At 67.1% G+C, this 20,908-nt stretch carries 16 protein-coding genes, 2 pseudogenes and 1 other annotated feature; of the genes and pseudogenes, 5 read left to right on the top strand and 13 right to left on the bottom strand.

What is annotated here, in order from left to right:
• Window positions 1-64: 64 nt before the first annotated feature.
• The 6 genes and pseudogenes from BJY18_RS35080 to BJY18_RS35050 form a co-directional block, all read right to left on the bottom strand.
• The gene (locus tag BJY18_RS35080) at window positions 65-820 is read right to left on the bottom strand and encodes an SDR family NAD(P)-dependent oxidoreductase (RefSeq protein WP_184784116.1); all 756 of its coding nucleotides are present in this window, start codon (window positions 818-820) and stop codon (window positions 65-67) included.
• A gap of 200 nt (window positions 821-1,020) precedes the next feature.
• Complete coding sequence (locus BJY18_RS35075) at window positions 1,021-1,383, bottom strand: hypothetical protein (protein ID WP_184784115.1); 363 nt, start codon at window positions 1,381-1,383, stop codon at window positions 1,021-1,023.
• 433 nt (window positions 1,384-1,816) lie between these two features.
• Window positions 1,817-2,184 (bottom strand): annotated as a pseudogene (locus tag BJY18_RS38180) (MmyB family transcriptional regulator).
• Between the two features lie 524 nt (window positions 2,185-2,708).
• On the bottom strand, window positions 2,709-3,185 hold the full coding sequence (locus tag BJY18_RS35060; protein WP_184784113.1) for a MarR family winged helix-turn-helix transcriptional regulator: 477 nt from the start codon (window positions 3,183-3,185) through the stop codon (window positions 2,709-2,711).
• Window positions 3,186-4,032: 847 nt separating this feature from the next.
• Window positions 4,033-5,406, bottom strand: coding sequence for a winged helix-turn-helix domain-containing protein (locus tag BJY18_RS37275; RefSeq protein WP_184784112.1), 1,374 nt, complete (start codon window positions 5,404-5,406; stop codon window positions 4,033-4,035).
• Between the two features lie 79 nt (window positions 5,407-5,485).
• Entirely contained in the window at window positions 5,486-6,412 is a 927-nt protein-coding gene (locus BJY18_RS35050; RefSeq protein WP_184784111.1) for a TIGR03620 family F420-dependent LLM class oxidoreductase, read from the bottom strand.
• Window positions 6,413-6,707: 295 nt separating this feature from the next.
• Between BJY18_RS35050 and BJY18_RS35045 the strand changes: the two genes are divergently transcribed.
• The 4 genes from BJY18_RS35045 (at window position 6,708) to BJY18_RS35030 (ending at window position 12,102) form a co-directional block, all read left to right on the top strand.
• Window positions 6,708-7,283, top strand: coding sequence for a (2Fe-2S)-binding protein (locus BJY18_RS35045; RefSeq protein ID WP_184785041.1), 576 nt, complete (start codon window positions 6,708-6,710; stop codon window positions 7,281-7,283).
• A complete protein-coding gene (locus tag BJY18_RS35040) occupies window positions 7,280-8,275 on the top strand; it encodes an FAD binding domain-containing protein (protein WP_184784110.1) in 996 nt (331 codons plus the stop codon). Before BJY18_RS35045 ends, BJY18_RS35040 begins: the two co-directional genes overlap by 4 nt.
• Entirely contained in the window at window positions 8,272-10,404 is a 2,133-nt protein-coding gene (locus BJY18_RS35035; protein ID WP_184784109.1) for a xanthine dehydrogenase family protein molybdopterin-binding subunit, read from the top strand. The genes BJY18_RS35040 and BJY18_RS35035 overlap by 4 nt, the downstream gene beginning before the upstream one ends.
• A gap of 457 nt (window positions 10,405-10,861) precedes the next feature.
• Window positions 10,862-12,102, top strand: a protein-coding gene (locus BJY18_RS35030; RefSeq protein ID WP_184784108.1) for an IS3 family transposase whose coding sequence is annotated in 2 segments (ribosomal slippage) — window positions 10,862-11,153 and window positions 11,153-12,102 — 1,242 coding nt in all. Because the reading frame shifts where the segments join, the coding sequence is not laid out codon by codon here.
• Window positions 11,146-11,274 (top strand) — a sequence feature (AL1L pseudoknot). (Overlaps the previous gene by 129 nt.)
• Here the strand turns inward: BJY18_RS35030 and BJY18_RS36505 are convergent.
• On the bottom strand, window positions 12,069-12,698 hold the full coding sequence (locus tag BJY18_RS36505; protein ID WP_221458129.1) for a transposase: 630 nt from the start codon (window positions 12,696-12,698) through the stop codon (window positions 12,069-12,071). The two genes, BJY18_RS35030 and BJY18_RS36505, sit on opposite strands and share 34 nt — an antisense overlap.
• Complete coding sequence (locus BJY18_RS36500) at window positions 12,695-13,102, bottom strand: IS110 family transposase (protein WP_221458127.1); 408 nt, start codon at window positions 13,100-13,102, stop codon at window positions 12,695-12,697. The genes BJY18_RS36505 and BJY18_RS36500 overlap by 4 nt, the downstream gene beginning before the upstream one ends.
• Window positions 13,103-13,187: 85 nt before the next feature.
• Between BJY18_RS36500 and BJY18_RS35020 the strand changes: the two genes are divergently transcribed.
• The gene (locus BJY18_RS35020) at window positions 13,188-14,444 is read left to right on the top strand and encodes an IS701 family transposase (RefSeq protein WP_184784107.1); all 1,257 of its coding nucleotides are present in this window, start codon (window positions 13,188-13,190) and stop codon (window positions 14,442-14,444) included.
• Window positions 14,445-14,647: 203 nt separating this feature from the next.
• Here BJY18_RS35020 and ltrA read toward each other — a convergent pair whose 3' ends face one another.
• The 5 genes and pseudogenes from ltrA to BJY18_RS34995 all read right to left on the bottom strand — a co-directional run bounded on the left by ltrA (window position 14,648) and on the right by BJY18_RS34995 (window position 20,792).
• Entirely contained in the window at window positions 14,648-15,955 is a 1,308-nt protein-coding gene (gene ltrA / locus BJY18_RS35015) for a group II intron reverse transcriptase/maturase (RefSeq protein WP_221458125.1), read from the bottom strand.
• A 680-nt stretch (window positions 15,956-16,635) separates the two neighbouring features.
• A pseudogene (locus BJY18_RS35010) lies at window positions 16,636-17,303 on the bottom strand (IS256 family transposase); the annotation flags it as partial.
• Between the two features lie 266 nt (window positions 17,304-17,569).
• On the bottom strand, window positions 17,570-19,069 hold the full coding sequence (locus tag BJY18_RS35005; RefSeq protein ID WP_184784106.1) for a class I adenylate-forming enzyme family protein: 1,500 nt from the start codon (window positions 19,067-19,069) through the stop codon (window positions 17,570-17,572).
• Between the two features lie 18 nt (window positions 19,070-19,087).
• A complete protein-coding gene (locus BJY18_RS35000; protein ID WP_184784105.1) occupies window positions 19,088-19,783 on the bottom strand; it encodes a hypothetical protein in 696 nt (231 codons plus the stop codon).
• A 325-nt stretch (window positions 19,784-20,108) separates the two neighbouring features.
• Window positions 20,109-20,792, bottom strand: a complete 684-nt coding sequence (locus BJY18_RS34995) for a hypothetical protein (RefSeq protein ID WP_184784104.1) — start codon at window positions 20,790-20,792, stop codon at window positions 20,109-20,111.
• Window positions 20,793-20,908: the final 116 nt, after the last annotated feature.

Below are 20,908 nucleotides of genomic sequence, written 5' to 3'. Positions count from 1 at the left end.
AGGCACTGCACACATCGTTGAGGGTCGAGTTGGGCACAGTGACCAACTCGGCCCTGGCCGTCGGTCACGGCACCGACCAGCCACCGTCGACGATGAGCTCGGCACCCGTCATGTAGCGCGCCTCGTCCGAGGCAAGAAAGAGCGCGCCGTACGCGATCTCGATCGGCGCGCCCATGCGTTTCATCGGCACGACGGCCATCTGCTTGTCGAGGTCTTCGCGCATCACCGTCGAACCGCCGAACTCGGTGTCGATCATCCCCGGATGCAGGGAGTTCACGCGGATCCCGCGCTCGGCGTATTCGAGTGCCACCGACTTCGTCATGCTCCGGACGCCGCCCTTGGATGCGTGGTAAGCCACGGAACCTGGGCTGCCGATGTTCGCCCACAACGAGCAAACGTTGACGATGGCCGCGCCCTTTCCGGCTGTCAGCAGCGCCGGTTCCGCCGCTCGCATGCCGAGCCATTGTCCGTCGAGGTTGACGCTCAACAGCTTGGACCACGCCTCCGGCGTGATGGCCATCAAACCGGCCGAGTCGTACACTGCGGCGTTGTTCACGAGTGTGGTGAGCCGGCCGTACTTCTCCGTCGTGAGCGCCACTGCCGCGGCCCAGTCGTCGGGCCGGGTCACGTCAAGGTTGGTGTAGGTCACCGGCGCACCGAGCTGTTTCAGCCTGATCGCGACCTTCTCGCCGGCTTCGTCGAGCACGTCGCCGAAGACTACTGCGGCGCCCTCCTCCGCGAAGAGCTCGACGATCGCCTCGCCGAGGCCTCGCGCGCCGCCCGAGACGAGCGCGACTTTTCCTTCAAGACGTCCGGACATGGGTGTCTCCTCTGTTCTGGTGCCGCGGGCATGCAAAGAGCCCGTCGGGTTGGACCCTGATCCGCCACGGTCGTGCTATTCGGCCCGATCAGGTCACTTCGCAGGTTCGGCGCGCGCGAGCATGACAAAGCCCTTCCCCGGGCGACCGACGAGCTCGTGGAACGCCCGAGGGTTCCGGGCGGCCCCCTTCTCGAACTCGCTCACGGACGGCCACCACAGCTCGCGCGCGCCGAAGATCGGCGGCGCCTCGGATCCGTGAATCTCCTCCACCGGCCACGTCCGCACGTGCCGTAGAGCCGCGATCCGGCGGCCAAGCCCCGCGTCGTCGTCAACGGCCCAGCCGGGTCGCCGTCCTGTTCCACCACGATCATCAGCTTCGCGGAGACGCCGTGTCCAGTGTGATGCCACAGCGCGTAGGCGACGTTATCCGGCTGCGGCTGGTCCAGCACCTCATCGCGCACGTAGGCGAACAGGAGGCTCTCCTGGTCGGTGGAGTTCGCCTCATCGGGCTGGACGACATCCCGATCTTCCGGCACTACCGCCATGCCGACCACGTCCTTCACGCCGGCGAACTGGTCCGCACTCAGCAGCGGGGTGCCGACCGGTGGCACTTCGCCATGCCCGTGATCGTCGCGATCGCGAAGCTCAGGGGGCTTGGGAGTACCGCCAGTGATCGTGGAAAGCTTCGGCGGACGGTCCCGGCTTCCGGCATGGGAAGCCGTACATCTTCACCGGATCGCGGACACGGCTTCCTCCAAGGTTCTCGGACCGGCACATCCGCGAAAGATCGCGGACCGGGCTCGCTCAGGGTGCGAGACGGCCGGTGGCCCGACCACGTCAAAACCGGCCTTGCCCATGATGACCGCGGCTCACGTTCTCACCACGCCTCCCTTCCCTGCGGTTCAACACTTTCACCCTTTCCAGCCGACGCGACGATTCGGTGTCACTCCGCGCGTGAGACGAAACGTGCAGGCATTTCGAGGTCGGCCGGAAGAACTACGGTTTCGTGGAGCAGTTCGAGCTCTCCGACGACGGGGTGAAGGAATGTTTTCCGCCCATACGGGGGTCCTTGACATCGTGACCCTCCCACATCGCGCGGGAGTCAGCACTTCGGGACAGCAGTTTCGTGATCAACGGCACCAGCTCCGGGTCGTCCGGTTGCCGCGCAGATAGCCGACGTAGTCCGGTGCTTTCGCCCGCCAGCTCGCGAGCAGATCCCGCTGACCGGGCGAGCCGAACAGGAAGCGGCCCCAGTTCCGCCGGCCGTCGGGCACCACCGACCAGTCTCCGAACAGCGCGGTGGTCGTAATGTTCCAGGCGAGCACGTCGCCGCGCGGTCCGGTCAGGTGCGCGGTCCCGCTCATCGAGTCCAAGAGTCCTTCCAACGCCAAGGGCCGGCTGGTCGGCAGGTTCGCCGTCCCGAGCTGGCCTGACCGCGACCGCGTACGGCTTCGGCGCCGGAGTGCTCTTCCTCGGCTACCTCGGTGGCACCGTCACCGATCCGGCGCTGGAGGCAGCTGCTCGCGGCGCTAGGCACATGCAGGTCGGTAACTCAACCGGTCCCGCGGTCCCACTGCGCGCGCCGTTGCTGCCGGAGAAGATGGTGGACCTTGCTGGGGCTCCACGACCCGGCACGCCCCACCGGACGTGGTCCGCGCGCCGACCTCCCATGTCCTCTCCGGCGGAGTCACGGTCGCCATCGAAGAACACCCGCTCGCTGACGTCGAGATGACTTGGCAGCGCTTGACCTCGCCCAGCCACCACAAGCTGGTAGTCCCTGAGGCGCGCGGATCGCGCATCATCGACGCGCCGCACACGCCGACCAGCGGCAGGTCAAGCGACCAGGTCGCAGCCCCTCACGCGGCTGCGCCGGGAACACGGCCGCCGTTTAGCGATCGAGCAGGGATCGTTCGCCGAGGTGGGCCATGATCGCCTCGGACGCTTCGCGGATCACCTGCAGCTGTGCCTGGGTGAGCGGATCGAAGAACAGGTCGCGCACTCGCGCCACGTGCGCGGGTGCCGCGTCCCGCACGATCTTCAGGCCCTCGTCCGTGACCGTTACCATCGGCGCGCGAGGGTCGTCCGGACACACCGCACGCGTCACCAGGCCCCGTTCCTCCATCCGCCTGATCTGGTGCGCCAACCTGCTCTTCTCCCACTGTAACTGGAACCTCAGCTCACGAGCACGCAGCTCTCCGGCCGGCTGTTCCGAGAGCACGGCGAGGACTTCGTACTCCGGCTCCGAGATGCCCGAGTCCAGCTGATGGGCCAGGCGCAACGCCATGGCGAGCTGAGTGCGCATGTGATGGAACGCCCGCCATGTCATCTGCTCGTCGTCGTCCAACCACACAACCTCACCGTCCATTCCTCCACGGTATCCCGTGCCCGCCCCGTCGTGGCCGTGTCGGCCGCCTCCACGGTGGATTCGCCTCCTATGATTGACGCATCAACGTTGATGCGTCAATTTCGCGGAGTAGCGGCGCGGCGCACCTTCCACGTCGGTGAAGCCGGCCCCGGGCCGGCCGTCCGCACGCGGGAGCAGATGCGCGTCTACGTGCTGTCCACGGCTGTCTCCGGCCACCACCAAGTCAGCACCGTTCGCATAGGCCCGGAGAGCCGTCGGTCGTTGCCCCACGGCTGCGGGCGCAGGACGTTGCAGGGCTGCACTTAGCCCGATCCGTCCGTCATGCCCACGCGGCCTCCACGCCGGCACCCTTGTGTTCACGGGATGAGGCGTCCAGGCCGGCGCGGGCACGGTGTTCCACCTTCTGGGCTCCGAGTCAGGCACCAGAATCGCGGTGTCGGTACCGGCGCCGTCGGCCTCGCCGGTGTCATGGCGGCCCGTGCGGTCGGCACGACCGCCATCGTCGCCAGCGGACTGCACCGGTGGCGACTCGACGTCGCGATCGAGTTCGGCCCGACGCACACCGTCGACGCGTCCACTGGGGACTCCGTGGAGAGGTCAACGACCTCACTGGTACGCCGCGATCATCAGGGTCGTACCGGAGCGGCACCTTCGAGCTCGACGTGTGGAACATAGTGCGCGGCGGGCCATGCACGGCATGACCCTCGGCGACGCCGTCCCGCAGGCGCTCCTGCCGCGGCTGGTGCAGTTGCGCGCCAAGGCGGGCTCCCGATCGACAAGCTGATCACGCACTACGCGCTGACGGATATCGAAGAGGAGGTCGCGGACGTCGACTCCGGCGCCACGGTCAAGGCAGCCCTGCACCCCTGACGGTGGTGGTGGCCGCTCCCGCGGGTGGTTCCGGATCGCCTCGGCCCGGAAGCACCGCACGGGCTCTGCCCACCGTAAATTCGCGCGCGGCGAGCTGGGCCCCATAAACCGCGCACAAGGCGACGGCGAAGCTGAGGGTGCTGGGGCGGTGCGCGTCGACGTCGCGGTGGACCAGGCCGAGACAGGCCAGGATGGTGCCTTCCGGTCCACCGGCGATGGGGAGGAACAGCCCTGCCCGGAAGTTGTCGGACTTCAGCGCGGTGGTCGTCGAACGATAGGAGCGCGTTTGCGGGACCTGCACCGGTCGCCCGGTCAGGACCGCGCGGCTGCTGGCCAGCCCGTCGTCGGACAGAGCGACGTCGCCGAACCCGTCGAGCCATGTCTCCGACATTCCCCGGTGCGCGCGCACCTGCAACCGGCCCCGATCCACGTGGTGCACCGCGATGCCGTCCGCGACGCCCGCGCCGACGAGCCCGTCGACCAGCTTCTGTGCCAGCTCGGCGTCGTCGCGGGCACGGCCGAGGTTCGAGCTGATCTTCGCGAGTGCTTCGAGCCAGCCCCGTCCGGGTTCGTCGGCGAGCCCGGCGCGTTCCTCGTCCGGCACCTCCACCACCGGAACCGCGAAACGGTACCCGTGCCCCCGCACCGACTGGATATAAGTGGCGCGGCGGGCGGTGTCACCGAGCTTCCCCCGCAAGCGGCCGATGAAGATGCGCAAGGTGTTCAGGCCCTCGACTTCGCGGAAACCCCACACCTGGGACAGGATCGTTTGCGGAGCAAGGATTCGCTCGGGTTGGCGCATAAGATGGCTCAGCAGGTCGAACTCGGTCGAGGTGAGCTTCAGGTCGCACTCCCCGAGATGGGCGCGGCGCCGCCAGACGTCGACGGAGAGCCGCCCGGCGAGCAAATACCGGGTCGTCGGAGCGAGCCGCTCGTCGCCCCGGCGGATGATCGCGTAGGTGCGCGCGAGGACCTCCTCGCTCGCCACCACCGGCGGCAAGACCGTGTCGACGCCGGTCGCGAGGGCCGCGACGACAGCGTCCTTGTGCACGTCGGCCACCACCACGATGGGGATGGCCGACATCGCCCGGAACGCCGACACGAACCGCACCACCCACCCGGCGTCGTCCGCCACCAGCACAAGCGCGGCGGCCCGGTGGACGTTCACCGCCCAGTTCACTCGTTCGAGATCCTTCTCGAACACCATCCGCCAGCCGCGAGCCTCGCCGGACCGCACGAGCTCGTCCGCTATGTCCGCGCAACCGGCGGTGGCGACCACCACCGGTCTCCCGGGAACGGGGTACCGGCCCCCGGCGAGGATGCTGCGGCCGACTTCCACACTCGCCGTCACAATTCCCCCTCCTTCGCCTCTTCACCCGGGCAGGGACCCAGCGCCACCGGATGCAACCCTTCCCGCTCGCCGCGTGACCTCAAGCGAACGCGGAGTTCAGCGCGGCCAGCCGGCGCCACTGCTCCATCGGGACGGTGCCACGGGCGTGACCCACGCCCGGCACGGTGTCGCGATCTGACAATACGTGCAAAGCGACGTGGTCCGCACCCGCGTCCAGTTGTGTCTTGATCCGGTCCGCGACGGCCTGCTCACCACCGCGCACGACCAGCGCGTCGACGAGGCGATCGCTGCCCCCACCCTCGAGATCATCATCTCCGAAGCCCATGGCGCGGAAGCTGTTGACGTAGTTCGGCAAGGCGAGATAGGTGGCCAGGTACTCCCGGGCGACTCGAGCGGAACGCGTCTCGTCCTCGTCGAGGACAACGGCTTGCGTCGGCGCGAGCAGACGATCGCGGCCGAGGATCTCGCGGGCCGAAGCGGTGTGCTCGGGCGTCACCAGGTAGGGGTGCGCGCCGGCCGTTCTGGTTCTGGCGAGCTCGAGCATCCGGTGCCGCAGCGCCGCGAGGAGGAAGACGGGCTCTTCCTGGGGCTGGTGCGCGCCGTACGGTGCGGAGTGCAGCACTTCCAGGTAGCTCTTCATCGTCGTGTAGGGCTTCGCGTAGTCGTGCCCGCGCATGCCCGACACCAGCACCTGGTGGCTCACCCCGAGACCGATGAGCTGACGGCCGGGGAACGCCTCCGCGAGAGTCCGCGCAGCGGTCGCCGTGGCCACCGCGTCACGGGCCCAGATATTGGCAATCCCGGTGGCACCGACGAGATGTTCGGTCGCGCTCAAGGCGATCGCCAGCGCGACAAAGGGATCCCTGCCTGCCCCTTCGGGCAGCCACAGCACGCCATAACCGAGATGCTCTATCTCGGCCGCCGAACCGCGGAACTCCTCAGCCGGCACCCCCTCGAGGGTGTCGGTCCAGATACCGATCGCCGGCAAGCCGGCTCGATCAAACATCCCGTGCTTCTCCTCGATCGACGTGGTGAAACCGCCGCCGACCGCAGGGCCGCAGCGGTGGGCGTCAGACCACTCCTACGAAGGTTGACAGGTCAACGTCATCTCGTCAAACTTCGATCCTCGAGAACGGCGACGTGAGAGCCGTCCAACGCTGCTAGCCAGCCCGCCTCGAGCCGGGTGCCGCACCGGCGAAACGAGTGAAAGAGACATCCCACTGACATGTTCGCCGTGATGAACTGGCGATCACTGATGGGCCGCACGAAGCTTTTACTGATCTGTCCTCAAAGGAGTCGACCTGTCCACCACCACGTCCGACGACGGACGCGCCACCACGACCTCGATCACCCTCTCGGTCAACGGCTCCGATCAGGAACTGCGCGTTGACAACCGCACCTCGCTGCTCGACGCGCTGCGCGAGCGAATCGGCCTCACCGGCACGAAGAAGGGGTGCGATCACGGCCAGTGCGGCGCGTGCACCGTGCTGCTGGACGGACGGCGCGCCAACTCGTGCCTCGTGTTCGCCGTCGCCGCCGAGGGCCGGGAGATCCGGACCGTCGAAGATCTGGCGCAGGAAGGCGCGCTGCACCCTCTCCAGCGCGCCTTCCTCGACCGCGACGGGCTGCAGTGCGGCTACTGCACCCCCGGCCAGCTCTGTTCGGCGGCCGGCGTGCTCGCCGAGGCCGATCGCGGTTGGCCGAGCCGGGTGACCGAAGACGTCGCCGCGGGCATCGGATCGGCCGCGGACCTGGACCGCGAGGAGGTGGCCGAGCGCATGAGCGGCAATCTGTGCCGCTGCGGTGCATACACGGGCATCGTCGACGCGGTGCTGGAGGCTGCCGGCGCGAGCCCCGCCGAAGGAGGCCGGGAATGAGGGCCTTCGCGTACGAACGGGTGTCCGACGCCGGTGAAGCGCAGCGCATCGCCAGCGAGACCACCGAAACGATGTTCCTCGCGGGCGGTACCAACGTCACCGACCTGATGCGGCTCGGCGTCGCCCGGCCCGAACTGCTGGTCGACGTTTCCGGCCTGCCCTACGACGTCGTCGAGCACCGGACCGACGGCTCCGTCCACATCGGAGCACTCGTGCGCAACGACGACCTCGCCGGGGACACCGGCGTCCGGGCGCGGTTCCCGGCGGTCAGCAAGGCGGTCCTGGCGGGTGCGTCCGGCCAGCTCCGGTCGATGGCGACCACCGGAGGCAACCTCCTGCAACGAACCCGTTGCACCTATTTCCAGGACGTGACCAAACCGTGCAACAAGCGCGTGCCCGGCAGCGGCTGCCCAGCGATCGAGGGCGCCAGCCGCGATCTGGGGGTGCTCGGCGTGTCGGATTCATGCATCGCGACGCACCCGTCGGACCTCGCCGTCGCGCTGACCGCGCTCGACGCCCTCGTGCACATCCGCACGACCGACGGCGCGACCCGTTCAGTGCCCCTGGATGAGCTTTACCGGCTCCCCGGCGCCACGCCACAGGAGGAGACGACACTCGAGCGCGGCGAGCTCATCACGGCGGTCGAACTGCCCGCCCCACCGATGGGGAGCTCCACCTACCGCAAGGTCCGCGACCGCTGGTCGTACGCCTTCGCGCTGGTCTCGGTGGCTGCGTCGCTGTCACTGGACAACACCGGTTCCGTGCAATCGGTACGGGTCGCACTCGGCGGGGTCGCTTCGAAGCCGTGGCGCGCGCGAACGATCGAACAGATGCTCCTCGGAGAACGCCTGACCGAGGCCGGGATCCGTACTGCGGCCGCAAGCGAGTTCGCCGATGCCCGGACGACGGCGGCGAACGCATTCAAGGTTGACCTCGCGATCGACGTCGTCGCCGCCGAACTGCTCGCTCTGGCCGGGGAGGAGTCACGATGACCACCACTGAAACGAAACCGCACCACGGCCCGGTGTCCACCGTCGGTACCTCGGTCGAGCGACTTGAGGGCTCGGCCAAAGTCACCGGTGCGGCGCGGTACTCGTTCGAGGTTCCCGCCGACGGTGTACTTTACGCTTGGCTTGTCACGTCGACGATCGCCTCCGGCCGGATCACCCGGGTCGACACCACCGCCGCGCTGGCGGATCCGGAAGTGGTCGCCATCCTCGATCACACCTCGGCTCCACGGCTGCAGGAGGTGGGCGACACCGAGCTCGAAATTCTGCAGTCGTCCGAGGTGAGGTTCCACGGCCAGGTCGTGGCGGTCGTGGTGGCAAACTCCCCGGAAGCCGCGCGGGAAGGGGCGGCACAGGTCGTGCTGGAGTACGACCGGTATCCCCACAGCGTCGTGCTCGACCCGGACAGTCCCGACGTCTACGTGCCACCGATCGTGAACGGTGGGGAGGCGACGGAATCCGAATTCGGCGAGCTCGACAAAGAGCTGGCGGAGTCCGCCGTCGTCCTCGACGCCGTGTACACAACGCCGCCGCACCACACCGCCCCGATAGAACCTCACGCGGCGCTCGCGCAATGGGACGGCGAAAACCTTCTCCTTTACAATTCCGACCAAGGCCCGTACACGACCTCGGCCATCCTCGCGCCGCTGCTGGGTATCCCGCAGGAACGGGTTCGCGTGGTGGCCGAGCACATCGGCGGCGGGTTCGGCTCGAAGTTCGTGCCGCGTGCCCTGCCCGTCGCGGTGGCGCTGGCGGCGAAAGTCCTACAACGCCCTGTGAAGGGCGTGCTCACCCGTCAACAGATGTTTGCGCTCAACGGTCACCGCAGCGAAACCCGGCAGCGGGTCCGGCTCGGCGCCGACGCCGACGGTCGGCTGCGGGCCATCGAGCACACCTCCCTGCAACACACGTCCCGCACGATGGAGTTCGTCGAGAACACCACCACCAGCAGCCGGATGGTGTACCGCGCCAATGCCATCCGCACGTCGCACACCGTGGGACGGCTCGACATCCCCACGCCGAGCTTCATGCGCACACCGGGGCACGTCCCCGGCATGTTCGGCCTCGAGACGGCCATCGACGAGCTGGCCGTGGAGACCGGGCTCGATCCGGTCGAGCTGCGGCGGCGCAACGAGCCCGAGGTCGATCTCCACACGGGCCTGGCCTTCAGCAGCCGCGGACTTCAAGAGTGCTTGCGCGTTGGCGCTGAACGGTTCGGCTGGGCGGGACGTGACCCACAGCCGGGCAACCGCCGCGACGGCCGCTGGCTCATCGGAACCGGAGTGGCGGTCTCGACGCACCCGGACTACACCTTCCCGGCGACGGCCACCGTGCGGGTCGACCGCGACGGCCGGATCGGGGTCCGGGTGGCCGGGGCCGACATCGGCACGGGCGCGCGCACCGCGCTGACCCAGCTCGCCGCCGAGGAGTTCGGAGTTCCGCTGTCGCACGTCGAGGTACGGATCGGCGACAGCTCGTTCGGCCCGGCGCCCGCGGCGGGCGGTTCGATGGGCACGTCGTCGTGGAGTTGGCCGATGCTCGCAGCCGCGCGCGAAATCCGCGGTCGCATCGAGGCTTCCGGTGGTGTGGTGCCGGAAGAGGGCATCGAGTTCACCGCCGACTCCACGGACGACCTGGCTCGTCGTGCGGCCCTCGCGCGGCACACGTTCGGCGCCCAATTCGCTGAGGTCCGGGTCGACGCCGATACCGGCGAGGTACGCGTGGATCGCCTGCACGCCACCTTCGCCGCCGGCCGTATCATCAACGCGCGCACGGCACGGTCGCAATTTCTCGGCGGCATGATCATGGGGCTGGGCATGGCCCTGACCGAGATCGGTGAGCTGGACCTCCAGTTCGGCGACTTCGCGAATCACGATTTCGGCAACTACCACATCGCGGCCAACGCCGACGTGCGCGATCTGCAGGCGCACTGGATCGACGAGGTCGACGACCAGCTCAACCCAGCCGGCGTCAAGGGGATCGGCGAGCTCGGGATCGTCGGCGCCGCGGCGGCCATCGGAAACGCGATCCACCACGCGACAGGTGTCCGGCTGCGCAGCGTCCCGTTCCGCATCGAAGACGTCCGAAGCGGTCTTCGCGCGGGATCGAGGTGACGACGGTCCGCCGATGAGCCCCACTCGATCGGCCGAAGTCGTTGACGCTGAACTCGGAATAGACCCTGCAGAGAAGCAGTCGGCGCCTCCGCCCCGGAGTCGGTGCTGGGTCCACGAAGCGATCAACAGCGGAGTCCAAGACTCGCTCGACTTCTCGCACCGTCCGCGGAAACGCCGACACTCGTAGCTGCCCCTACCACAGGAGACGCCGAGTGGGCGGGGGCGAGTTCGCTACCGCCCCTGCCCACTACCGGTGCTTCGACCCGACGCCCGTGTCCTTGCCCCGGTCCCGTCTCACGAACGGCGCCTCTCTGTGTCAAGTGGATCTTGTGCTTGGGTTGTAGAGTGGTTGCTGGTGGGTCTGGGAAGTGACTTGTCCGAAGAGCTGATGTGCGGGGTGTCAGTCTGAACCGTCACGGGTTGGGGGCCGCTTCCTTTCGTGAGGATGATGGTCACCATGCCCAAGCGTTACCCGCCCGAGGTCCGTGAGAAGGCTGTCCGTCTGGCCCTGGACCGTCTCGACGAGTACGGATCCGCCTATGCTGCCGCGCATGCCGTCGGCCCGATGGTCGACGTGCACCCGGAGACGCTGCGCGTGTGGATCGTCAAGGCTCTCCAGCAGGGTGTCCCGTCCGTCGCGGCGGCCGGTGAGCTGGCCGCGACCGAGCGCGCCGAGCTGGACCGGTTGCGCAAGGAGAACCGGGAACTCAAGCAAGCCAACGACATCCTGAAGCTGGCATCGGCTTTTTTCGCGCGGGAACTCGACCCGCGACACCACTGATCGTCGGGTTCATCGACGAATACCGCCAGGTCCACGGCGTCGAGTCGATCTGCCGCGCGCTCTCCACGCACGGGATCCAGATCGCGCCCAGGACCTACCGCAAGGCCCGCCGCCGGCCACCGTCCGGGCGGGATATCGCCGACGCGTACCTGATCAACGCCTTGCTGGACGCGCAGGAGGCACCCGAGGCTGTTTATGGGCGGCGGAAGATGACCCGTTGGCTGCGTCGCCAGGGGCACGATGTGGCGTTCTGCACCGTCGACCGGATCATGCGAGACCTGGACCTGCAGGGAGTGACCAGGGGCCGCCCACCGCGAACCACGATCCGCGCCAAAGACAGCGTGCGGGCTGGTGATCGGCTCAACCGGGACTTCAGCGCCGATGCCCCAAACCTGGCGTGGGTGGCGGACTTCACCTACGTCTCGACGCAGACCGGATGGGCCTACGTCGCCTTCGTGTTCGATGTCTACTCCCGCGCCATCGTCGGCTGGATTGCGGCGAGCACGAAGACGACCACGCTGGTGTCCAAGGCCCTGAACATGGCGCTTTGGCGGCGTGATCACCACGGGCATCCCGTCGAGCCAGGGTTGATCCACCACAGCGACGCCGGCAGTCAATATACGTCGGTAGCCTTCACCGATTCCCTGGCAATGCAAGGATTATCGGCCTCCATCGGTTCGGTCGGAGACGCCTACGACAACGCGCTAGCGGAGTCGATCATCGGGTTGTTCAAGACTGAACTGGTCAACCGGCACCGCCCGTTCACGAACCTGTCCGAGGTCGAGTACGCAGTGACGGAGTGGGTCGACTGGTACAACAACGCCCGCCTGCATTCCCGGCTGGAGTACCTCACTCCGGTCGAATACGAGGCCGCCTACTACGCTCAACATCTGCCACGCCGACCGGCGCTGGTCTGACACCACAGCCGGTCCCTTACCCGTGACGGTTCAGCCGTCCCCGAGTGTCCTCCCGGGCCCGCCGCGATGGCCCGTTCGGCATCGTGGAGGAGTTGGCGGTAGACCACATCGGATAGTCGCCCTTTCAGGCACCGCATGGCTTCTTTGTGGCTTTTGCCCGACGCTCGCTTACGCTGGTAGTAGGCGCGACCTTCGGTTGCGTGCCGGATTTGGGACAGCGCCATCATGTGCAGGGCGTGGTTGAGTTGACGGTCCCCAGCCCGGGAGAGGCGATGCCGTTTCACCTCACCGGAGGACACTTCGATGGGCGCGGTACCGGTGTAGGAGGCGAACGCCGCCGCGGACCGGAACCGGTGCACCGTGCCTACGCGGGCCAGGATCTTGCCTGCCGGCCCGGTGCCGATGCCGTAGAGCTGGGTGAGTCCGCTGCCGGTGTGCTCGACCGCGGCGGCGATGTCGGTGTCGGCGGCGGTGATACGCCGGTCCAGGCGACGAACCTCGGCGACCAGGTCCGCCGCGAGGCGGCGGAGCGTCTTTCCCGCGACGTCGCGGGGTCGGACGGTGCGCAGCAGGCCAGCTGCGGTCTCGGCCGTCAACTGGGGGGGGCACCCGCGGGGACGAGCTTGGTGAGCAGGGCGTGCAGCCGGTTGATCGTCTGGGTGCGCTGCTTGATCACATCGTCGCGGTGCTCGACCACCGCACGCAGCGCAGCGATGGCCTCGTCGATGCTGGTCGACCGCAGGCCAGTCGCGGTCAGTGCCGCGATCCCGACCGAGACCGCGTCCGCGTCATCGTTTTTACGACCATGGCCGGTGGAGAGCATGCGCACCCGGGCTGCCAGCTTCGCCGGCACATCAACAGGATCGATACCGTCGGCGCCCAGTCGCGTGGTCAGGGGCGGGGCGACAGGTGTTTCCCGAGCCAGGCCCGGCCACCGCCTAGTACTCCAGCCGGACTTCGTGATGTCGCTGGTGGGTTGCCCGAAAGCGGGTGCGGCCACCAGTTGATCATGGTCGGTTGTGTGGACTAACCCTGATCGGCTGGTGGCCGCGAGTCCCAGCGTAAACCCTGACCGATGGGCGGTGATGTTCGAGGAGATGATCGCCCGGATCGCAGGCCGGTTCACCCGCGTCGAACCCCGCCGACGAGCACGGACACTGCTGCTCGGGCTGCTGTCGGACCTGCCGGACAAGAACTGCTGGACCATCTCCGAGTACGCCGGTGACGAGACCCCCGACGGCCTGCAACACTTTCTGCGCAAAGCGGTCTGGGACGCAGATGAGGTCCGTGACGACCTGCGTGACTACGTCACCGAGCACCTCGGCGACACCGGTGCGGTGCTGGTCGTCGACGAAACCGGTGACCTGAAGAAAGGCGTTCACACCGTCGGAGTGCAACGCCAGTACACCGGCACCGCCGGGCGTATCGAGAACGCCCAGGTCGCGGTCTACCTCACCTACGCCACCGACACCGGGCACGCGTTCATCGACCGGGCTCTCTACCTCCCGAAATCCTGGACCACCGATCCCGACCGCTGCGCTGACACCGGCATCCCGGCCACCACCGTGTTCGCGACGAAACCCGCGTTGGCGAGGACCATGATCGGGCGGGCTCTCGACGCCGGGGTCCGGGCCAGGTGGGTCGCCGGGGATGAGGTCTACGGAGCCGACCCCGGGCTACGCGCTGACCTCGAGAAACGCGGTGTCGGATATGTCCTCGCCATCGGCTGCGACCGCCGGGTCAGCACCCCGGCAGGCGTGCTGCGTGCTGACGGTGTTGCCGCTCGGTTGCCCAAGCACGTCTGGCAACGCCTCTCCGCCGGCGCTGGAGCGAAAGGACATCGCTACTACGACTGGGCGTTCGCCGACATCGACCTCGGCGAGGCGGACGGGCACCGGTGGCTGCTGATTCGTCGCAACCGCACCACCGGTGAGCTAGCGTTCTACCGCTGCTACTCGCCCGAACCGATGCCACTACGGATCCTGGTTCAGGTCGCGGGCCGCAGGTGGACAGTCGAGGAATCGTTCCAGACCGCCAAAGGCCTCACCGGTCTCGATCAGCACCAGGCCCGACACTGGACTTCGTGGCACCGCTGGACGGTCATGGCGATGCTCGCCCACGCCTTCCTCGCCGTCGTCGCATCCACCCAACGAAACCCCGAACCGACGACCGTCGGATGGATCTCGTTGACCTGCAACGAAATCCACCACCTGTTCACCACCCTGATCAGCCGCCCCGTTCACGATGTCGCACACCGGCTCCGCTGCTCGAATTGGCGCAGACGCCACCAATACCGCGCCCGGCAAACCCACTACCAGCGACAATCCACCCGAGAACCATGACCATCACGATCTAGGAGGGTCGGGAGCTGGCGCGGTGGCGTGTTCTGGCGGTAGGTCACGAAGCCATTGGCACCCGGTGGTTTCCCGCCGGGTTGTTCTTCTTCGCGTCCGTGGCCAGCACACTCCGTTTCCAGCTCCCGCCCGTCAAACCGTGCATGCGGTTCTCCCGCACACGGCTTACCGACGTTCTTCACCGGCGGCATTCAACGTTTCCAGGCCCGGAAGGGCCTGGGCGGGACGACGATCCCATCGAGACTGATCAGGCCCAGGTGATTCGGAGACAACAGAACCTGAGTCATCCCCCACCCCCACGCCCGGCGGCGATTGCCCCGTTTGGACAACCACAACGCGAGCCGAGTCAGGGCATAGTTCCTGATCTGACCGAGCACCAAGGCGGAGTTCCCGTAACGGAAATACCCCGCCCAACCGCGGAGGAACACGTTCAGTTCATCCACGATCCGCTCGACCGGCACCAGCAACCGGGACCGGGCCGTGACAGACCAGATCCGATCCCGGGCACACTGGACTGCCTTGCGTGCGGGCCAGCGAGCGAGGAAAATCAGATGCGCCGACCGGGGAGTCCGCCCGCGCACCAGCCGGTTGTGGAAGCCCAGGAAGTCCAGCCCCTGTCCCCCTTCGACCAGATGCACGATGCGGGTCTTGGCGGCCTTGGGTTCCAACCCCAGCTCAACCAGCAACACCGTCAACCGCACCAGCGCGGCCTCGGCCTGCTCCCGTGACCGGCACATCACCACCAGGTCATCGCAGTAGCGCACCAGCACACCATGCTCGCTCACATCCCACGCCCGGTCCAACCGGTGCAGATATGCGTTACACAGCAACGGCGATACCGGACCGCCCTGCGGGGTTCCGGACACCTCACGGCGCACCACCCCGTCCTCCAACACTCCCGCGCGCAACATCACGCGCAGCAGCTTCAGGACACCCTGGTCGCTGACGCGTTCCTCGATCACTTGCATCAACTTCTCATGAGGAATCGCCGAGAAACACTCAGCGATGTCCGTCTCGACCACCCACCGCTTGCCCTGCCAGGACTCATCAACGAGCACTTGCAGGGCATCGTGCGCCGACCGCTTCGGGCGGAACCCGAAGCTGCACGGCAGAAAATCGGCCTCGAAGACCGGCTCGAGCACGATCTTCAACGCGGCCGCCACGACACGGTCCCGAACCGAAGGAATCGACAACGGACGACGTTCACCCGTCCCGGGCTTGGGAATCAGCACCCGCCGGGCCGGCAACGGCCGCCACCGTCCGTTCCTCAAGTCCTCGGCCACCTCGTCCAAGAGCCGATCAACGCCGTACTCCTCGACATCGGCCAGAGTGGTTCCATCGACACCCGGCGCACCGTCATTACGGCGCACCGCCACCCACGCCCGCCACAGGACGTCTCTGCGATAGACCTTGTCCCGCAGCGCGTGGAACCGTCGTCCCGAATCGGCCTTGGCCGACCGGTAAAGCGCATGCTGCAAGGCACGAACCGGGTCTCTCATGGACCCCACAGCGGCGGAACTAGCCTGACCGGCACTCACCGGACCCCTCCTTCCAAACACTGCGCACGAACGAAGCAGCGGCCCTTCCCTCACCGGCGGTTCTGTTGTCCGCACGGCTCGATCGGTACTACGACCGCCTCCGACTCCCTCCCGACATCCGATCCACTTCCCGGCTCCACACCGGTTATAGGACAGGCTTGTCCACGCCACTCGCAGCGCGCTTCGGCCGGGGAAGGTCTCCCCAGTTCCCGCCATCACCTTCTGAACGTTCCGCACCCTCTTACGCCGGGGAGTCCTTCGCGGCTGCACTTTCAGGATCTTCACCGCTTCCATGGCCTTCACCGTGAACCGCCCGGCTCGGCTCTCCCTCAATATCTAACGACGCGGCAGGCTTCGCTATCTGCTACGGACCGCTCAGTCGCTTCCCCAACAGGGCTTTTGACACTGGGCTTCGACCCGACCCGTTTCCAGACCGGACCGCCAGCCTGCTACCGGGCCTCCTGACAGCTACCCGGACCGGACTCACACCGGCAGGCGACAACGAGCTTCAGATCACGTCATGACCGCTGGACAGTCACCTCCTGATCACTGGGCGCACCGACTGGAGTACTAGGAAGATCATGGCTGCAGACCACGCTCCCTCCCGGCATTCAACAAGTTGGTGTTTCCGGCGTTATTGATCAGCAGCTTCCGGCGGCCGGCCAGCGGTCACCGAAAGTGATGGCAAAAGCGTTGATCACCGGCTTCCAACGCATCGTCCATCGGGCGCGGCCCGTCCCTGTGGGGTCCAGGCTGCGGGTCACAAGATACAGGAATTTCAACGCGGCTTGTTCCGTGGGGAAATGCCCGCGTGCCCGCACCGCGCGCCGGTAGCCGGCATTCAGCGACTCGATCGGGTTCGTCGAGCAGATCATGCGGCAAATTTCGACGTCGTAGTCGAGGAAGGGGATGAACTCTTCCCACGCGTTCCGCCACAACCTGATCATCGCCGGGTGTCTCCGCCCCTTTTCTCCTCAAGCTCATCGAGTGCTACAAGAGCCGCGTCGGAGCTGGGTGCGGTTTCGAGTGGTTTCACGTCGCGTTTGAGTGCGTCCCAGTGCTGCCGAGCAGCGAGCCGGAACGTGTTCCGAACGAGGTGCACGATAAAGGTCTGGACCAGTGCGTGCGGCCAGACATTCGCCACCACCTCGGGAAGTCCTTTCAGGCCGTCGCAAACGAGAAAGAACACATCGGTGACGCCACGATTCTTCAGATCGACCAGGACGCCCATCCAGAACTTCGCGCCCTCACCACCGGTGCCCATCCACAGGCCCAGCACGTCCTTGCGGCCGTCCACGGTGACCCCGATGGTGAACACATAGTGCCTCGGCCCCTTGTAGGTAGCCAGCTGCCCCTGCAATGAGCCTGAGCCCACGTTCGACAACCTGCACGTCGCCTTCTTCCGCTCCCCGTGGCGCGACCGCGCTGATCTCCAGCGCCGCGGGATCGCGACCCCCACGCTCAGCATCCGCCCGCCGAACGGCCCCGCCACCACGGTGCCAAGTTCGATAACCCTGACGCCGGGCAGGGATCCCGACGCGGCGGGCACGCTGACAACGCCTCCTCGGGTCTGGTTCAGGGTCGGTTGAAACGCTCGCGCAGCGCGCGTTTGTCGACGTTCCCGTGGGCGTTGCGCGGGATCACGTCGACAAGTTCGAAGCGCCACGGCACTTTGTACGACGCCAATTGCACACGCGCGTGCGCCGCGAGCTCTTCCGGCAGCTCGTCAGCCTGTTCTCCGGCCGGGACCACGACCGCCGTCACAGTCTCGCCCCAGGTCCGGTCCGGCGTACCGATCACCGCTACTTCGGCCACGCCGGCGTTCTCCAGCAGCGCCCTTTCGACCTCCACCGCGTACACGTTCGAGCCTCCGGTGATGATGAGATCCTTGGACCGGTCGAGCAGGAACAGCCGCCCGTGCTCGTCGATGCTTCCCAGATCACCGGTGTGCAGCCAGCCATCGTGCAACGTCTTCGCGGTTTCGTCCGGCCGTTTCCAGTAGCCCGCCATGACCGCCGGGCCCGCCGCCGTGACCTCGCCGACCTCACCGGTGCCGAGTTCGGCACCGGTCTCCGGGTCGACGATCCGCACGTCCATCCCAGGCCGGGGCCACCCGGCCGATCGCAACGTGGTCACATCGGCCCCGTCCGGCTCAGGGTGAGCCGCCGCCGGCAGCCAACTGATGGTCATCGGCGCCTCGCCCGGCCCGTACAACTGCACCAGTACCGGGCCGAATGCCCGCACTGCGGCGGCGAACTCGGTCGGCGGGAACGGAGCGCCCCCGTACACGACGTGACGCAGATGCGGGAGCTGCGGGTCGGCACCGTCGAGATAATCGGAGAGCATCGTGATCTGCGTCGGTACCAGCCACGTGTTGGTCACCCGGGTACGCCGCATAAGCTCGAGGATCTCCCTCGGATCGAACCATTCGGCCGTGGGGATCACCTGGTGCGCCCCACGTGCCACCGCCGCGAGCGCGTGGAACCCGGCGCCGTGGCTGAGCGGAGCGGCGTGCAGCGTCACATCGTGCTCGTCCATCGGCGTGAGATCCGCCAGCCACGAGGCCACGATGAACGCGAGACCCCCGTGCGTAAGCATCGCACCCTTGGGCCGGCCGGTCGCCCCGGACGTATAGAACAGCCACGCGATCGTCTCCGGCCCGACGTCCACGGTCTTGGGCGGCTTGTGCGTGTATTCGGCCAGCAGACCTTCGTACTGTTCGCCGGTCGCCACCACGGAAACGCCCACGTCACCGGCTTCGGCCGCTCCGTGCTCGTCCGTGATCAGCACCGCCGCGCCCGAATTGCGAAGATGGTAGGCCACCTCCGTGGCCGAGAGCGTCGCATTCAGCGGCACAATGACCATGCCCGCCTTGAACGCGGCGTACATCCCTTCCAGCAATTCAGGACGGTTGCGCATCAGCAACGCGACCCGGTCCCCCACCCCGGCTCGGTGCGCTCGCAAGACCCAGGCGAGCGCGTCGGAGCGGCGGTCGAGTTCGGACCACGAAAGGCATCGCTCACCCCACGTCACGGCCGGCCGGCCGGGCCGCAGCGCCGCGACCTGGCTCAGCATCCGTCCGAGATTCACCGGCTACACCGGCCGTTCGGGGGCCGGGGACGCATCCTCTACGGGTGTATCGGTCCTATCCGCGCTGCGAGCCGTAATGAGATTCAGCAGCGCCTCGCTGACGTTCTTGCCCTGCTGCGTAGCTTTGTTATTGCTCTCGATCCCGTCGTCGAAATCGCGAGCAGCGGCGTCCTCTCGATCATGCCAGTCGTCGACAAGTGGGGAGGTGATCTGGCTCCCGTCCTGCTGCAACCACATCGTCCACGCGTAGACGAACGCCAGCGTCGAGCCCTCGTCCAAACATGGGGAGTCGTCTCCGGTCGAGGGCACTTCCGACCCGATGGCCGTGCTGACCATCGGCAAGCCCATCACCTGCGTGTAAAAGTCCACCGTCGCTCCCTGAGTGACATAGGCGAGGTGGTTGAGTATCTCCGGCCGCCCCTGGGCCGGTGCGCCGGACAAGGCGCTTTCGGTGGCCTGACTCACTTTCCGGACCTCCTTGATCGAAACGAGCAGTGCGCGGCGTGCCGACACTGAGCAGCCGAATCCAAGGATCCAGCCCGGGAGGCAATCACAAGCCTCGGCGCGCGGGTCGAATCTGCCTTGGAAATAGTGGTCCACGCCCTTGAGCGCGATCGTGCGCAACGAGCCGGACTCGGCATCCAACATGTCGAGGGCGTGCTGCGGGTGCGCGGCTGTGTCACCGGTGCCGTCGATCACGAGAACCGGCACCTGCGATCGCGGCAGCCACCGCAGCGCATCGCCCTGCGCGTGCGCCGGTGACCACTGGTACAACCAACTTCGCGCGGTGGTTTAGCGAACGATCGCCGCGGGCAGGAAATTCGACGAACAGGGCCGTTCCCCATAGGGCAACACCTACCTTTCGGTCGCTCGGTTCGATGGTCCCGTCGAGACTGCGCGGACCCACGTAGGTGCCATGCCACGAACGGGAAGTCGTCGACGCCCTCCAGGGTGGCCCGCAGCATCTGCTCCGGCCGGCGGGTGATCCGACAATCGCGTTCGCGTGGCGCTTCGCGGTAGCGGCTCAGGAATTCCCCGCTTGCAGGGCGGACCGTCGCGCTCGTCGAACATGTCGAGTTCCGAGTCTCGCACGAACAGCGCCTGCTCGTCGCTGATCGCCGGGTCCAGCCACTCTGTTACCAGCCGAGCGTGGCACGAGTGCGCCATCAGCATCACGATCGCATCGACGGGCGGGAACTCGTACCGGCTGAGGCTCGGGGCGCTGCCCGCCGGGCCGGTCACCGTGGCCGTGCTGGGCCTGTATCTGGTAGTAGGGCACCATCGAAGCACCACCGGGATTACCGACGAGGATGATCCGCCGGTAGCCGCGATCCTCGCGCAGATGGCGAACCATCGCCGCGATGTCGACCAGCACGTTATCGGTGATCAGTAAGGAATCATTTCTCACGTAGCAGGTCGTCAGTCCGCCAGCGACGGGTCCTCGCTGTGCCAGCGGCACCAGCGCGTAGTGCACCAGCATGCTCGACATCGGATGCACTAACATGATCGCGGTGTCGGAGCACGTGCCTTCGGCCACGAACTCGCCCGCCCACACGGTCGCTGCCAGCCGGACGACGCCGGAGTAGACGTCGACTCGGCTGCTCGGAACGGCCGGCGCCGCCAGCGGGTTGGCCCGGCAGGAGATTCCGTGGTTCCCGTCTTCGAGTTCGCGGTCGCGTTCACTCCCCGACGATGGCACCCCGAACATGTCGGCAACCTGTCGAACGAGGCCGGTTTCAGTCGCTCGGGAAGAGCTCTCGAAGCTGAGCTGTTGATCGTCAACGTCCTACGGCAAGCAGCCGTTCAGTGCGAACCACCCAGAGA

It is taken from the genome of Amycolatopsis jiangsuensis, from assembly GCF_014204865.1.
GTDB lineage: Bacteria > Actinomycetota > Actinomycetes > Mycobacteriales > Pseudonocardiaceae > Amycolatopsis > Amycolatopsis jiangsuensis.
Note: the sequence above shows the minus strand (reverse complement) of the source record. Positions and strands in the feature narration are given on the sequence as shown.